The following is a 14,793-nucleotide window of genomic DNA, read 5'->3' on the forward strand; positions in this document are numbered from 1 at the left end:
CGTGGAAGCATGGCCAGGAGTACCACCAAGACTGAGCGCGCTTCGAGCGGCGCGTCGTCGCGCCCGAAGCGCCAGGCCGCGCCGAAGGCTCAGGCCGCACCGAAGAAGTACATCGACGACCTCGACAAGCCTCCGGTGATCGTGCGCGCGTGGGGCGGTCTCGCACACGGCGTCGGTGGTCTGTTCCGGGCGTTCGGACCCGAGACCCTCGAGAAGGACGACCGCCGCGACGGCTTCCCGTTCCTGCTCGTGCTGCTCGCGATCGCCGGCGCCGTGAACGAGTGGTTCTTCATCGGCAACGAGGTCGCAGCGAACATCAGCGCCTACTCGGTCGGTCTGTTCGTCGGGCGCGTCGCATTCATCATGCCCGTGCTCCTCCTCCTGCTTGCGGGGTGGCTGTTCCGCCACCCCTCGTCGGTGCACGACAACGGGCGCATCGGCATCGGCTTCGGGATGTTCGTGCTGGCGCTGTCCGGCATCTTCCACGTGGCTGGTCCTCGACCGCATCCGAACCAGGGGATGCCGGCGCTCAGCGAATCCGGCGGCCTGCTCGGGTGGCTGGTCGGGCAGCCCCTGACGTATCTGACCGACATCCCGGCGTACCTCGTGCTGTCGCTCCTCGTGGTGCTCAGCATCCTGATCCTCACGAAGACGCCGCCGAACCGCATCGGACAGCGCCTCGGCGATCTCTACGCGTGGATGTTCGACGCCGAGCGCATCGAGAAGCCGGTGAAGGATGCTGCGGCGATCGACGACGCGGACAAGGTCGACGACCCCGACGTGCTGCCGTGGTGGCGTCGCAACAAGACGGGTCGCGAGGAGGACCCCGACGAGGGAACCTTGGGCTCCGACGACATCACGGCGCTCCTCGGGACTCAGGAGGCCACTCCCGCCTACGACCAGGCCGTCACGGTCGCGAACCCGTACGACGCGGCGACGGAGGTGCTGTCCGATGTGCGCTCGGTGACCGACGCCCTCGCAGAGCAGCAGACGACAGCGCTCCTCGACGACGAGTCGGACACCGGCGAGATGCCCGAGCTTCCCGGACTCGACGGGTTCGGCACGGACGGCCCCGGAGACGGCGGCCCGCAGGCTCCCGTCGCGCCGTACATCCTCCCGTCGCCGGGCGTGCTCGCGGAGGGGCCGCCCTCGGTCGCCCGTTCGGAGGCGAACGACCGTATCGTCGAGCAGATCACGAGCGTGCTCTCGCAGTTCAACGTCGATGCGAAGGTCACGGGCTTCTCGCGCGGTCCGACGGTCACGCAGTACGAGGTCGAGGTCGGGCACGGCGTCAAGGTCGAGAAGATCCTGCAGCTCAGCAACAACTTCGCGTACGCGGTCGCGTCGAACGACGTGCGCATCCTCTCGCCGATCCCGGGCAAGAGCGCGATCGGCATCGAGATCCCGAACACAGACCGAGAGACCGTCGCGCTGGGAGATGTCCTCCGCTCGCAGGCGGCGCACAAGAGTACGCACCCGTTGACGATCGGCGTCGGCAAGGACGTGGGCGGCAACTTCGTCGTCGCCAACCTCGCGAAGATGCCGCACCTGCTCGTGGCCGGTTCGACCGGTTCGGGTAAGTCGAGCTTCGTCAACTCGATGATCACGAGCCTGCTCATGCGCGCACGTCCATCGGACGTGCGCATGGTCCTGATCGACCCCAAGCGCGTCGAGCTGACCAGCTACGCCGGGGTGCCCCACCTCATCACGCCCATCATCACGAACCCCAAGAAGGCAGCCGAGGCGCTGCAGTGGGTCGTGAAGGAGATGGACATGCGGTACGACGACCTCGCGTCGTTCGGCTTCCGTCACATCGACGACTTCAACAGGGCCGTGCGCGCCGGCGAGGTCGAGGTACCGGTCGGCAGCGAACGCGTGCTCAAGCCGTACCCGTACCTGCTCGTGGTCGTCGACGAGCTCGCGGACCTCATGATGGTCGCCCCGCGTGATGTCGAGGACTCGATCGTCCGCATCACGCAGCTCGCGCGTGCGTCCGGCATCCATCTCGTCCTCGCCACGCAGCGCCCGAGCGTCGACGTCGTGACCGGTCTGATCAAGGCCAACGTCCCCTCACGTCTGGCATTCGCCGTCACGAGCGTCACCGACAGCCGCGTGATCCTCGACAGCCCCGGCGCCGACAAGCTCATCGGTCAAGGTGACGCTCTGTTCTCGCCGATGGGATCGTCGAAGCCGTTCCGGCTGCAGGGTGCGTGGGTCGACGAGAAGGAGATCGACGCGGTCGTCAAGCACGTCACACGCCAGGCGCGTCCCGAGTACCGGTCCGACGTGCAGGAGGCGATGGAGCCGAGCAAGAAGAAGGAGGTCGACGAGGACATCGGAGACGACCTCGAGCTCCTCCTGGCCGCTGCCGAGCTCATCGTGTCGTCGCAGTTCGGCTCGACGTCCATGCTGCAGCGCAAGCTGCGTGTCGGCTTCGCGAAGGCGGGCCGCCTGATGGATCTGCTCGAGTCGAGGGAGATCGTCGGCCCGTCCGAGGGATCCAAGGCTCGCGATGTGCTTGCGACGCCCGAGCAGCTTCCGCAGGTCATGGCGAAGCTCCGCGGCGAAGACGTGCCGGCGCCCGTCGGCGCTGCGCCCGCGGCGGCGGCGGCGGCCGCGGGACCCGCTGCTCCGCGCGATCCGGTGGAGGCGCAGTTCGAAGGACTGCCCGTCGTCGAGGGCGAGGGCGACGAAGACGCCTGGGGCCTGACGGGACGCGACTGATGGCGATTCCTCGGCAGCTGCCCAACGCGATCACGGTGGCCCGCATCCCGCTCGCGATCGTGTTCTTCGTTCTGCTCCTGCTGGGCGGCGCGTACGGCCTGGCCGATCTGACGGTGCGCTGGATCGCGGCGGTCCTCTTCGTCGTCGCCATCTCCACCGACTGGGTCGACGGCTACCTCGCCCGGCGCTATGACATCGTCAGCGACTTCGGCAAGCTGTGGGATCCGATCGCCGACAAGCTCCTCACCGGAGCCGGGTTCATCGGTCTCGCGATCCTCGGTGAGATCAACTGGTGGGTCGTCGTGGTGATCCTGGTGCGAGAGTGGGGGATCACGGTTCACCGGTTGATCGTCGCGAAGGAGCACGTGGTCGCAGCGGCGTGGATGGGCAAGCTCAAGACGGCTGCGCAGGGGGTCGCGCTCGCATGGGCGCTGCTCCCGCTGCACGTGGTGATCGGTCTCTGGCCATGGGTGGTCGTCACAGCCGTGCTGATGATCATCGTTCTGATCCTCACGGTGGCGAGCGGGATCGACTACATCGTCGCTCAGGTCAGAGGATCGAGGCGGTCTGCGTGACGAACGCCTCCGACGTCGTCGGTGCCCTCACCCGACGCGGCTGGACGCTGGGCGTGGCCGAGTCCCTGACTGGCGGCGCCGTCGCGGCGGAGCTCGTGAGGGTTCCCGGCGCCTCGGCGGCGCTGTGGGGTGCCGTCGTGGCTTACGCGACTCCGGTCAAGCACTCGTTGCTCGGGGTCGACGAGGCGCTCCTGGCGGCGCACGGGCCCGTTCACCCGCGCGTGGCGCTGCAGATGGCTGACGGTGTGCGCCGCGCCGTCGGCGTCGGAAGACCAGCCGACGTCGGGATCGCGACGACCGGCATCGCGGGTCCGGACTCGCCCGACGGACAGCCCGTCGGCACCGTGCACGTCGCCGTCGTCACCCCGGAGTGCTCGGTCAGCGAGTCGTTCCGGTTCGACGGCGACCGGGCGGAGATCCGCTCCAGCGCGGTCGATGCCGTGCTCTCGCTTCTGCGGCGACTGACCCGGGAATAGTGACGTCAGCGTGTCCGTTGTCATAAATGTGCTCACACCGAAAGCACAGCGTGCAAGGGTAGATTCTGTGACAGTCGATACGACTAGACTGACGATTCCATCGGGGGAGACCTCGAGTAGGCGATCTGGGAGGAGGTTCCGATGATTCTCGTACGGCAGGAAATCGGCGATGTTCTGAGGGACTTCCGACTTCAGAAGGGGCGGACGCTCCGCCAGGTCGCGAGTAAGGCATCCGTCGCTCTCGGATACCTCAGCGAGGTCGAGCGCGGTCAGAAGGAAGCCTCCAGCGAGATCCTCGCTTCGGTCGCGGACGCGCTCGATGTCCCCATCTCGACGATCATGCGCGAGGTCGGCGACCGCATCTCGGTTCTCGAGGGCATCCAGGTGTTCCCCGATGTCGTCCCCGACGACCTGGTGGCAGCCGTCGAGCCCGAGCTCTCACTCCGCTGACGCCGGGTTCTTCGACTCTCCATGCGTCGCAGTGAGTTCCTCCGCGCCGTGGAGGCTGAGTTCGGCGGACGCTCGTCTTCGCTGGTGAGCGATCTCGTGCTGACGCAGCTGTCCGGCCGCACGGCTGAGGCCGCGTTGGATGCGGGCGTTCCCCCGCGCGACATCTGGCTCGCGCTGTGCGCCGAGACGGACGTGCCTCTCGAGCGACGCCATGGTGCAGGGCGACTGGAACCGCGCAAGCGTTGAGAACGGCGGCTTCGGCGGTTCACTTCGAGATTCGCCCGACTCGTTTCGGCGTGTCGTCGAAGATGTGTTCGATATGCGCGTAACGTTCTGCACAAGTGGTTCGGAGATCTCGTTCTCCCCGTTCACTGGCTCACGCGATGCAATGTCGGTGGCCCCTCGTACGGTGATAACAGGCCGAAGAGCCATACGCCTTGTCGGAGAGTTCGTCCCGATCCCGGGACGACCGCGACAGCCTACAGGCGGCACCACGCGAGCATAAGGAGCACGTCATGCCATCACCCGCAGACCGCGAGAAGTCCCTCGAGACCGCACTCGCTCAGATCGACCGGCAGTTCGGTAAGGGCTCCGTCATGCGACTGGGCAGCGACGAGCGCGCACCGGTCGCCGTGATCCCGACCGGATCGATCGCTCTCGACGTCGCTCTCGGCGTCGGCGGGCTCCCGCGTGGCCGCATCGTGGAGATCTACGGACCCGAGTCCTCGGGTAAGACCACGCTCACGCTGCATGCGATCGCCAACGCCCAGCGCTCCGGCGGCATCGCGGCATTCATCGACGCGGAGCACGCGCTCGACCCCGACTACGCGGCCAAGCTCGGCGTCGACATCGATGCACTGCTCGTCTCGCAGCCCGACACGGGTGAGCAGGCGCTCGAGATCGCTGACATGCTCGTGCGCTCCGGGGCGATCGATCTGATCGTGATCGACTCGGTCGCCGCTCTCGTGCCCCGAGCCGAGATCGAAGGTGAGATGGGAGACTCTCACGTCGGTCTCCAGGCCCGCCTCATGTCGCAGGCTCTCCGTAAGCTGACCGGTGGTCTCAACCAGACCAACACGACGATGATCTTCATCAACCAGCTGCGCGAGAAGATCGGTGTCTTCTTCGGATCGCCGGAGACCACCGCCGGTGGAAAGGCGTTGAAGTTCTACGCGTCGGTGCGCATGGACATCCGTCGTATCGAGACCCTCAAGGACGGTACCGACGCCGTCGGAAACCGCACCAGGGTCAAGGTCGTCAAGAACAAGATGGCACCTCCCTTCAAGCAGGCGGAGTTCGACATCCTCTACGGCGTCGGCATCTCCCGCGAGGGCAGTCTCATCGACTTCGGCGTCGACCACGGCATCGTGAAGAAGTCGGGCTCGTGGTACACCTACGACGGAGATCAGCTCGGACAGGGCAAGGAGAACGCCCGCACGTTCCTGATCAAGAACCCTGACATCGCTCTCACGATCGAGACGCAGATCAAGCAAAAGCTCGGGATCGGCGGGCCGGCTGCTGCGGCTCCCGGCGACGAGCTCGCTGAGCGTCGCCCCGCGTAAGAGCTATGCGCAGGCAGTTCGACGGTCGAGGAACGAACGCTCCGATGGCCGGAGTGTGCGATGAGTGATCGCGGGGGCGAGTCCGAGCGGCTCGCTCCCGTGACCCCGCTTTTCGGCGGGCGGCGCCGGACTTCGGGTTCCGCTTCAGTGGGAGACCAGAACCCCCGCGCTGACGAGCACGGGCCGCATCGAGGCGCTACGACCGCTGGAGGACCCGATGACAAGCGGCGCGCAGCGGAAGCCGTCATGCCGCGGCGCACCGGGGACGCGGGGCTCTGGCGGTCGACGTGGGACGGCAACGACATCTCGCACTCCTCGCGCGATGAGGAATCGGCCGGCTCTCCGAGCGACCGCCATCCTGCTCGCGGTGCGGCAGGGCGAAGTCCTCGGCTGCGTCCGCTCAACACCGTGCCCGATTCTTCGGGCGACGCATCAGAAGAGGCCGGAGCGGGTGCGCGGTCTCCGCAGAGCGATGAGGAGATCCGTGCGGCAGCGGAGGAGCTGCTCGTGCGCAAGCTCCGCTCACGATCGCTGTCGGTGTCCGAAGCTCGTCTTGTGCTGCGGGGCTACGAGCGCGACGGACGACGTCTTGACCCGCATCAGATGGACGATGTCGTCGCAGAGTTCGAGCGCCGCGGCTACCTCGACGATGCGCTTCTCGCCGAGCAACTCGTCACAGGGGGAGTGGCACGCAAGGGGCAGGGTCGCGTGGCTCTCACTCGCGCACTCGCTCAGCGAGGGATTCCTCGCGAGATCATCGACGGCGCTCTTGAAGAGCTGCCGGACGACGACGCGGAGCGGGCCCTCGAGTTCGCGAGGACCAAGGCGAAGTCTCTGGCCAGGCTCGACCCGGACACCGCCCTCCGCCGTCTCGTCGGACAGCTCGCGCGACGTGGCTACAACGGCGGGGTCGCGATGAACGCGGCGAAGACCGCATTGGCGGAAGCGTCCGGTCGCAGCTCGAGCGGAGTGCGCTTCGTCGACTCTGACTGACCCGACGATCTGACTGCCTCGACGACCAGCGGGTCATCACCCTCCACATACGTTTCATCGGCGGCCGCGGGCGCCCTCGCGACACGCTCGTAGAATGGCTTCATCATGACTATCCCGCGCAGCGAGCCGACGATCATCTCCTCATCGTCGGCGGCGATCGACCACGACGGCAGGCAGCGTTCCTACGAGGTGCGCACCTTCGGGTGTCAGATGAACGTGCACGACTCCGAGCGCCTGTCGGGTTCACTCGAAAGCGCGGGGTACGTGCGAGCGGAGGCCGGAGACGAAGCCGACGTCGTCATCATCAACACCTGTGCGGTGCGCGACAACGCGGCCGGCAAGCTCTACGGCACACTCGGACAGCTCGCCGCCGTCAAGCGCCGAAAGGACGGCATGCAGATCGCCGTCGGCGGCTGCCTCGCGCAGATGGACAAGCAAGCCGTGCTCGATAAAGCCCCATGGGTCGATGTCGTCTTCGGCACGCACAACATGGGCTCGCTCCCGGGTCTGCTGGAACGCGCGCGTCACAACGGCGAGGCGGAGCTGGAGATCCTCGAGTCGCTCGAGATCTTCCCATCGACGCTCCCGACCAAGCGCGACTTCGCCCACAGCGGATGGGTGTCGATCTCCGTCGGATGCAACAACACCTGCACGTTCTGCATCGTGCCGAGTCTGCGCGGCAAGGAGAAGGACCGCCGACCCGGCGACATCCTGAACGAGATCCGACTGCTGGTCGAAGACGGCGCGATCGAGGTCACGCTCCTCGGCCAGAACGTGAACTCCTACGGCGTCGAATTCGGCGACCGCCAGGCTTTCGGCAAGCTTCTCCGTGCGACCGGGGAGATCGAGGGTCTCGAGCGCGTCCGCTTCACCAGCCCTCACCCCGCGGCCTTCACCGACGACGTGATCGACGCCATGGCGGAGACGCCGAACGTGATGCCGCAGCTGCACATGCCGCTGCAGTCGGGCAGCGACCGCATCCTCAAAGCGATGCGGCGGTCCTATCGCAGCGAGAAGTTCCTCGGCATCCTCGAGCGGGTGCGCGACCGGATTCCCCACGCGGCGATCACCACCGACATCATCGTCGGATTCCCGGGTGAGACCGACGAGGACTTCGAAGACACCATGCGGGTCGTCGAGCAGTCGCGTTTCGCGAGTGCCTTCACGTTCCAGTACTCGATCCGCGAGGGCACCCCGGCGGCGACGATGGAGGACCAGGTCCCCAAGGCCGTCGTCCAAGAGCGCTACAACCGCCTGATCGCGCTGCAGGAGCGCATCTCTCTCGAGGAGAACCAGAAGCAGGTCGGCCGCGAGGTCGAGGTGCTGGTCTCGACGGGCGAGGGTAAGAAGGATGCCGAGACCCACCGCCTCACCGGTCGAGGGCAGGACAACCGTCTCGTGCACTTCGAGGTGACTCCCGGCTCGGATCTGCCGCGCCCGGGTGATGTCGTGACCGTCACGATCAGCCACGCAGCGCCGTTCCACCTGCTCGCCGACGATCCGACCGGCGCGCCGCTGCGAATCCGTCGCACGCGCGGAGGCGACGCGTGGGATCGTGCTCAGGCGGAATCCTGCGCGGTGCCCGCTCCGGCCTCGACCGGTGGGACACGAGCGGTGTCACTCGGCCTCCCCACGCTCCGCGTCGGCGTGTGACCGAAGACAACTCCACCACGACGTCGGGTACTCCGAAGCTGTGGGCGATCGTCGGCGCCACGGGCACGGGGAAGAGCGATCTCGCTCTCGACCTCGCCGAGACTCTGCGTGCCCGAGGCAACCACGCGGAGATCGTCAACGCCGATGCCATGCAGCTCTATCGGGGCATGGACATCGGCACGGCGAAGCTGGCGGTCGACGAGCGCCGCGGCATCCCGCACCATCTTCTCGACGTACGCGACGTCGAGGAGGAAGCGGCCGTGGCCTGGTACCAGCCCCTGGCACGCGCGGCCGTGACCGACATCCATTCTCGCGGCGGGGACGCGATCGTCGTCGGGGGATCGGGTCTGTACGTCTCCAGCGTCGTCTTCGACTTCACGTTCCCGCCCCGTGACACCGCCATCCGCGAACGGCTCCAACGCGAACTCGACGACAGCGGACTCGACGCGTTGATCGCCCGACTGCGCCGACTCGACCCCGGGACGGCGGATCGTATCGACACCAGGAACGCGCGACGCGTGATGCGCGCCCTCGAGGTGCTCGAGCAGGGGAGCGCCACCCATGGAGCTGCTCTTCCTTCCGATCCCGCGCTCTGGCAAGCCGGCACTCGCATCATCGGTGTGCACGTCGACCGACCGCGCCTGGTGCAGCGCCTCGATGAGCGCGTGGAGCGTATGTGGCGCGCGGGGCTGGAGACCGAGGTCGCCGCGCTCCGAGAGCAGGGACTGGAGCGCGGAGTGACCGCTCGTCGGGCGATCGGATACGCGCAAGCACTCGCACAACTCGACGGGGTCCTCTCCGAAAGAGAGGCGATCGAGCAGACCCAAGCGCTCACCCGTCGATACGCGCGTCGGCAGGTCTCGTGGTTCAAGCGGTACCCCGGCCTGGAATGGCACGACTCGCCGGTCGAGGCGCGATCGCTCCTCCCGGACTGACCCTGCCTGGGCGCCGGCGGGTGAATGTCCGACGTCCGTGCGACCCTGTCGCCATGGCGACCCATTACTACACCGCATCCAGTCTCGACGGCTTCATCGCGACCGCCGACCACTCCCTCGACTGGCTCCTCTCCCAGGACATCGACCAGGACGGCCCGATGGCGTACCAGGAGTTCGAGCGGGGGATGGGCGTGCTCGCGATGGGGGCGTCCACGTACGAGTGGGTGATGCGGCACGAGGAGGGGAAGTGGGGGTACACGCAGCCGACGTGGGTGTTCACTCACCGCGACCTCGAGCGCCCGACGAGCGGGGACGTCCGCTTCGCGCAGGGTGACATCGCGGCCGCCCATGCGGAGATGGTCGAGGCTGCCGGCGGGAGGGACGTCTGGGTGGTAGGCGGGGGAGAGCTCGCGGGTCAGTTCGCCGACTCCGGACTCCTCGACGAGGTTTGGGTTCAGTACGCGCCGGTGACCCTCGGCTCGGGCGCTCCGCTGCTGCCCCGTAGGCTCACCCTCGACTTGCTGGACGTCGCCCGCAACCGCGCGTTCCTCTGCGGGCGCTATCGCGTCGTCAAAGACTGAGACCGCACGATCCTAGACTCGAGGCATGGCCTGGGAAATCCGCGCATTCGACCCCCGAGACACCGAGGCGGTCGTCGCGCTCTGGGAGGAGGCGGGGCTCACCAGGCCTTGGAACGATCCGCGCCGAGACATCGAACGCAAGCTCCAGGTGCAGCCCGAGCTGTTCCTCGTCGCGTTCGATGACGGCGACGGCACTGAGTCGCGCATCGTCGGAACCGTGATGGCGGGGTACGACGGGCACCGCGGATGGCTGTACTACCTCGCGACGGCGCTCACTCACCGCAAGCGCGGTGTCGCCCGCGCCGTCGTCGAAGAAGCCGAGCGGCTGCTCCTCGCCATGGGGTGCCCGAAGATCCAGCTCATGGTCCGCGAGGGCAACGAGTCGGTGCTGGCCTTCTACGACAGCCTCGGATACGAACGGTTCTCGGTGAGCAACACAGGGAAGCGACTGATCGTCGACGCATAGGCGCGATCCATAGACTGGTGGCATGGTCGCATTCACCAAGGGGCACGGCACAGGCAACGATTTCGTCATCATCGCCGACCCCGACGGCACGCTCGAGCTGACCGCCGAACAGGTCGCCGCGCTCTGCGACCGTCACTTCGGGATCGGCGCAGACGGCATCCTCAGGGTCGTGCGCTCCTCGGCGATCCCGGAGGGCCGCGCGTCGCTCGACGAGGAGCCCGCCGCCGAGTGGTTCATGGACTACCGCAACGCCGACGGATCCCTCGCGGAGATGTGCGGCAACGGCATCCGCGTCTTCGCCCACTACCTCCTGCGGTCGGGCCTCGCGTCGCTCGAGCCCGGGTCGACCCTTCCGATCGGCACCCGCGCAGGAGTCCGAGACATCACCCGGAGCGATACCGGATACCAGGTCGACCTCGGCGCGTGGCGACTCTCCGGCGGCGACCCCCTCGTGAAGGCCGACGGGCTCGCGGTCACGCGTCCGGGACTCGGCATCGACGTCGGCAACCCGCACGTGGTCGTGGCGCTGGCCGAAGACGCCGAGCTGGCGGCCCTCGAACTGCATCGCGCTCCCGAACTCGACCCCGCGCCGCCGCACGGTGCGAATGTCGAGTTCGTCGTCCCCGCTGAGCCGCTGGTTCGCGACGGGGTGGGTCACGTGCGCATGCGCGTGTCGGAGCGCGGTGTCGGTGAGACGCTGAGCTGCGGCACGGGCGTCGCGGCGACTGCGCTGGCGGTGCGGCACTGGGCCGGCGCGCAGGCGCCGGATCATTGGCGCGTCGAGGTCCCCGGTGGCGTCCTGGGGGTGCGGATGTTCCCTGCCGAAGACGGCGAGCACGTCGGTCTGTCCGGACCAGCGCAGCTCGTGTTCAGCGGCGAGGTCGAGCTGGTCTGACCCGCGCCGTGCTTCGTGGGCGGATCAGTCCTCGGCGAGCGGAAGGGCGATGGGCTCAGTGGGGGGAGTCCCGTGCTTTCGCACCTTGAGCACTCGGTACCCCTTGGCCGTGGCGGTGCGGTACACGCTGAAACCGGGGTGGAAGGTCGCGCTGATCCAGCGCTGCAACGAATCCGCGCCCAGGTTGCGCTGCACGACGAGCCACGCGTCGCTGCGCTCATCGAGGCGCGGGATCCACTTCTCCAGCAGTCCGTGCAGCTCGTTCTTGCCCACCCGGATCGGCGGGTTCGACCGGATCGAGCGGAACATCACGTCGCCGGGAACATCTTCGGGGCGACGGGCGTTGACATTGGTGAGGCCGAGAGCCGCCGCGTTGCGGCGGACCAGGTCGAGGGCACGCTCATTGACGTCGACCGCCCAGACGGTCGCGTGAGGCGAGGCGAGCGCCATCGACAGGGAGATCGGACCCCAGCCGCTGCCGAGGTCGAGAAGGTGACCTCCCGGCGGAACCGGAGGCATGTTGGCGAGCAGGACCGCAGTTCCGGCGTCCAGCCGATCCGGGCTGAAGACGCCACCCGCTGTGGTGACGTCCAGCTCGCGGCCTGCGAGCGATACACGGATCGTGCGCAGGTTCTCGGGACTCGCCGGGGCCGCAGTGAAGTAATGGTCGGACCCCATACCGTGAGCGTAGCGGACGGCGCGGGCTAAGGTTAAGGCTCGCAACCAAACCCAGAGAACAGGGACGGATGACGGATACCACGACACACTCGACCGGCGACGACGCGCTCGACCGCGTGCTCGCGAACGCCGAACGGCGCACCGAGCCGCGAGTCTTCGGTGCAGCCCAGGCGCTGCAGGACCGCGAGACGGCCGCACACGCGACGTCGGACGGCGATCAGTGGGATCTTGAGGACCGCCACGCGCTTCGCCGCGTCGCCGGACTCTCGACGGAGCTCGAGGACGTCACCGAGGTCGAGTACCGGCAGCTCCGACTCGAGAACGTCGTGCTTGCGGGGGTGTACCCGCAGGGCGCACAGGAGGATGCCGAGAACTCGCTGCGTGAACTCGCCGCACTCGCGGAGACGGCCGGTGCCGTCGTGCTCGACGGCGTCCTGCAGCGTCGACCGCACCCGGATGCCGCGACCTATCTCGGACGCGGCAAGGCGCAGGAGCTCAAGGACATCGTCGCGGCCGTCGGCGCCGACACCGTCATCGCCGACACTGAACTCGCCCCCAGCCAGCGTCGTGCGCTCGAGGACGTCGTGAAGGTCAAGGTCATCGACCGCACGACCGTCATCCTCGACATCTTCAGCCAGCACGCGAAGAGCCGCGAGGGCAAGGCTCAGGTCGAGCTCGCCCAGCTCGAGTACCTGCTGCCGCGTCTCCGCGGATGGGGTGAGTCCATGAGCCGTCAGGCGGGCGGCCAGGTCGGTGCCGGAGGTGCCGGCATGGGATCCCGCGGTCCGGGTGAGACGAAGATCGAGCTCGACCGTCGCCGCATTCGCACCAAGATGGCGCTGCTCCGTCGGCAGATCCGTGACTTCGGCCCTGCTCGCGAGGCGAAGCGCGCCGAGCGCAAGCGCAACACGATCCCGTCCGTCGCGATCGCCGGATACACGAACGCCGGCAAGTCGAGCCTGTTGAACGCGCTCACGAGCGCGGGCGTGCTCGTCGAGAACGCGCTCTTCGCGACCCTCGACGCGACCGTACGCCGGTCCGAGACCTCCGACGGCCGCGTGTACACGCTGACCGACACAGTCGGGTTCGTGCGCAACCTGCCGCACCAGCTGGTCGAGGCCTTCCGGTCGACGCTGGAGGAGGTGGGTGACGCCGACGTCGTGCTGCACGTGGTCGACGGTTCGCACCCCGATCCTGCGGGTCAGCTGCAGACCGTTCGCGATGTGATGGGCGATGTCGGAGTCAGGGATCTGCCCGAACTGGTCGTCTTCAACAAGGCCGACCTCATCGCGCCCGACGAGCGCCTCGTTTTGCAGGGACTCGAGCCGAAGGCGCACTTCGTGTCGTCGCGGTCGGGCGAGGGCATCGACGAGCTGCGCGCCGCGATCGAGGAGGCTCTGCCGAAGCCCGCGGTCGAGGTACGCGCGGTCGTGCCGTACGACCGGGGCGATCTCGTCGCGGCGATCCACGAGACGGGGATGCTCCTGTCGGTGGATCACCGCGAGGACGGAACCCTCGTGCACGCACGGGTGTCGGAACGGCTCGCCGCCGACCTGGAACCCTTCGCGATCGACGCCTGACGGTCCGGGCTGACCGCGCGAAGGTCAGCGCGCCAGGAAGCGCGCCTCGACGGTCGCCGAGATGGCGATGTCCTCGGGCTCGTACTCCATCGCCGGCGTGGCGTCGGCGGCGAAGGCGGCGCCTCGGGCCGCTTTCATCATCATCGGGGGCGTCGGCGACGGCTGCCCGCTCGAGATCAGGCCGACGTCGGCGATCTCGCGCGGCGCGACCTCGTTCAGGCCCAGCGCTCCGGCATAAGCCTCGGCGCGCGTCACGGCGACGCGGACGGCCTCGGCGGCGACGGCGCGCTCGATCTCGGCGCGGGTCGCGGGCGTGAGGTGCCAGTCCACCCAGCCGAGTTCGACGCCGTCCCACGGCGAGACCTCGGAGACCCACTCCGACAGGTCCGACGCCTCGGTGAACGTGGCGGTGAGATCGACGCTCGCGTAGTGCACGAGAGCGAGACGCTTGCCCTCGGTGTTCCAGGGGCGTTCGGCGCGTACGGAGAGCCGCTTGCTCGTCCAGTCGACCACGATTCCGGCGTCCGCTCTGCTCGTGATCGAGGCGCGGACCGGCTCCGTCAGGCGCATCACACGGTCGATGACGGCGCCGCGGTCGGGGCCGTCGGCGCGCACGCTGACCTGGATGGTCGCCCGTTCGGGTGCGATGCGCCTCTCGTGTTCTCCGCGGACCGTGATGGTGACTTCGCTCATGACGGCGACTCTACGCCAGCGCTCAAGGAGGGGCGGAATGGCAGAGACCGCTCCGACGTTGTAGTCTGTGATGCTCGGGGACTTCGGTTCGCGAGGTGATAAATCCACAGAGTGACAGCGGCTCCTTCGAGAGAAGGACGACGGGGCTGATCGGTTTCGACAGCGCCTGTGAATCCACGAGAAGCGGGCCGAGGATGCAGAGTTATCTCGTAAACGCTCTCTGCAAAACAATAGTTGCCGAAACCAAGCGCAACGACTTCGCCCTCGCTGCCTAAGCGAGCCCGATAGTCCGTCAGACCATGTGTGATTCCGGCATGGATTCTGGCGTCATCTAGGAATCTTGCTGCGTGACGGCGTCTGGACGTCACGTGGGACTCCTCCCAGGCTGGGCTCGTCGACTTGGGTGTCTGTGACAAAGGTCGGAGCCGAGCAGAACGCTTTCACAGACTGCGCCCGGAGAAGGCGTGGAGACTCAGCGTTGGACGGGGGTTCGATTCCCCCCAGCTCCACATGTCGCGTGAAATGAGTGTCT

15 protein-coding genes and 1 other RNA gene are annotated in these 14,793 nt (G+C 67.6%); 14 read left to right on the plus strand and 2 right to left on the minus strand.

Features of this window, described 5'->3' with window-relative positions:
- Positions 1-9: 9 nt before the first annotated feature.
- The 12 genes from AUC47_RS14225 (at position 10) to dapF (ending at position 11,310) form a co-directional block, all read left to right on the plus strand.
- Positions 10-2,724, plus strand: a complete 2,715-nt coding sequence (locus AUC47_RS14225; protein ID WP_096715849.1) for an FtsK/SpoIIIE family DNA translocase — start codon at positions 10-12, stop codon at positions 2,722-2,724.
- Positions 2,724-3,299, plus strand: a complete 576-nt coding sequence (gene pgsA / locus AUC47_RS14230) for a CDP-diacylglycerol--glycerol-3-phosphate 3-phosphatidyltransferase (protein ID WP_096715850.1) — start codon at positions 2,724-2,726, stop codon at positions 3,297-3,299. The genes AUC47_RS14225 and pgsA overlap by 1 nt, the downstream gene beginning before the upstream one ends.
- Positions 3,296-3,775: a CinA family protein gene (locus AUC47_RS14235; protein ID WP_256999595.1), complete on the plus strand. Its 480-nt coding sequence runs from the start codon at positions 3,296-3,298 to the stop codon at positions 3,773-3,775. Before pgsA ends, AUC47_RS14235 begins: the two co-directional genes overlap by 4 nt.
- A 141-nt stretch (positions 3,776-3,916) precedes the next feature.
- Positions 3,917-4,225: a helix-turn-helix domain-containing protein gene (locus AUC47_RS14240; protein ID WP_096715852.1), complete on the plus strand. Its 309-nt coding sequence runs from the start codon at positions 3,917-3,919 to the stop codon at positions 4,223-4,225.
- 21 nt (positions 4,226-4,246) lie between these two features.
- Positions 4,247-4,471, plus strand: coding sequence for a DUF3046 domain-containing protein (locus AUC47_RS14245; RefSeq protein ID WP_096715853.1), 225 nt, complete (start codon positions 4,247-4,249; stop codon positions 4,469-4,471).
- A gap of 269 nt (positions 4,472-4,740) precedes the next feature.
- On the plus strand, positions 4,741-5,787 hold the full coding sequence (gene recA / locus AUC47_RS14250) for a recombinase RecA (RefSeq protein WP_096715854.1): 1,047 nt from the start codon (positions 4,741-4,743) through the stop codon (positions 5,785-5,787).
- A 246-nt stretch (positions 5,788-6,033) separates the two neighbouring features.
- Entirely contained in the window at positions 6,034-6,780 is a 747-nt protein-coding gene (locus tag AUC47_RS14255) for a regulatory protein RecX (protein WP_096715855.1), read from the plus strand.
- Positions 6,781-6,885: 105 nt separating this feature from the next.
- Complete coding sequence (miaB, locus tag AUC47_RS14260) at positions 6,886-8,433, plus strand: tRNA (N6-isopentenyl adenosine(37)-C2)-methylthiotransferase MiaB (RefSeq protein WP_096715856.1); 1,548 nt, start codon at positions 6,886-6,888, stop codon at positions 8,431-8,433.
- Positions 8,430-9,368 carry a tRNA (adenosine(37)-N6)-dimethylallyltransferase MiaA gene (gene miaA, locus AUC47_RS14265; RefSeq protein WP_096715857.1) on the plus strand — a complete coding sequence of 313 codons (939 nt, stop codon included), beginning with the start codon at positions 8,430-8,432 and terminating at the stop codon, positions 9,366-9,368. The genes miaB and miaA overlap by 4 nt, the downstream gene beginning before the upstream one ends.
- Positions 9,369-9,421: 53 nt before the next feature.
- Positions 9,422-9,949 (plus strand): dihydrofolate reductase family protein, encoded by a 528-nt coding sequence (locus AUC47_RS14270; RefSeq protein WP_096715858.1) that lies wholly within the window; start codon positions 9,422-9,424, stop codon positions 9,947-9,949.
- A 25-nt stretch (positions 9,950-9,974) separates the two neighbouring features.
- Positions 9,975-10,415 carry a GNAT family acetyltransferase gene (locus tag AUC47_RS14275; protein ID WP_096715859.1) on the plus strand — a complete coding sequence of 147 codons (441 nt, stop codon included), beginning with the start codon at positions 9,975-9,977 and terminating at the stop codon, positions 10,413-10,415.
- 22 nt (positions 10,416-10,437) lie between these two features.
- Complete coding sequence (dapF, locus tag AUC47_RS14280; protein ID WP_096715860.1) at positions 10,438-11,310, plus strand: diaminopimelate epimerase; 873 nt, start codon at positions 10,438-10,440, stop codon at positions 11,308-11,310.
- A gap of 24 nt (positions 11,311-11,334) precedes the next feature.
- Here dapF and AUC47_RS14285 read toward each other — a convergent pair whose 3' ends face one another.
- A complete protein-coding gene (locus AUC47_RS14285; protein ID WP_096715861.1) occupies positions 11,335-11,988 on the minus strand; it encodes a class I SAM-dependent methyltransferase in 654 nt (217 codons plus the stop codon).
- Between the two features lie 68 nt (positions 11,989-12,056).
- On the opposite strand from AUC47_RS14285, the gene hflX reads away from it, so the two are divergent.
- A complete protein-coding gene (gene hflX / locus AUC47_RS14290; RefSeq protein WP_096715862.1) occupies positions 12,057-13,568 on the plus strand; it encodes a GTPase HflX in 1,512 nt (503 codons plus the stop codon).
- Positions 13,569-13,592: 24 nt separating this feature from the next.
- Here the strand turns inward: hflX and AUC47_RS14295 are convergent, their stop codons facing one another.
- On the minus strand, positions 13,593-14,261 hold the full coding sequence (locus tag AUC47_RS14295) for an SIMPL domain-containing protein (RefSeq protein WP_096715863.1): 669 nt from the start codon (positions 14,259-14,261) through the stop codon (positions 13,593-13,595).
- Between the two features lie 142 nt (positions 14,262-14,403).
- Here AUC47_RS14295 and ssrA point away from each other — a divergent pair.
- Positions 14,404-14,773, plus strand: a transfer-messenger RNA (tmRNA) gene (ssrA, locus tag AUC47_RS14300).
- Positions 14,774-14,793: the final 20 nt, after the last annotated feature.

This window comes from Microbacterium sp. SZ1 (assembly GCF_002362255.1).
Taxonomy (GTDB): Bacteria; Actinomycetota; Actinomycetes; order Actinomycetales; family Microbacteriaceae; genus Microbacterium.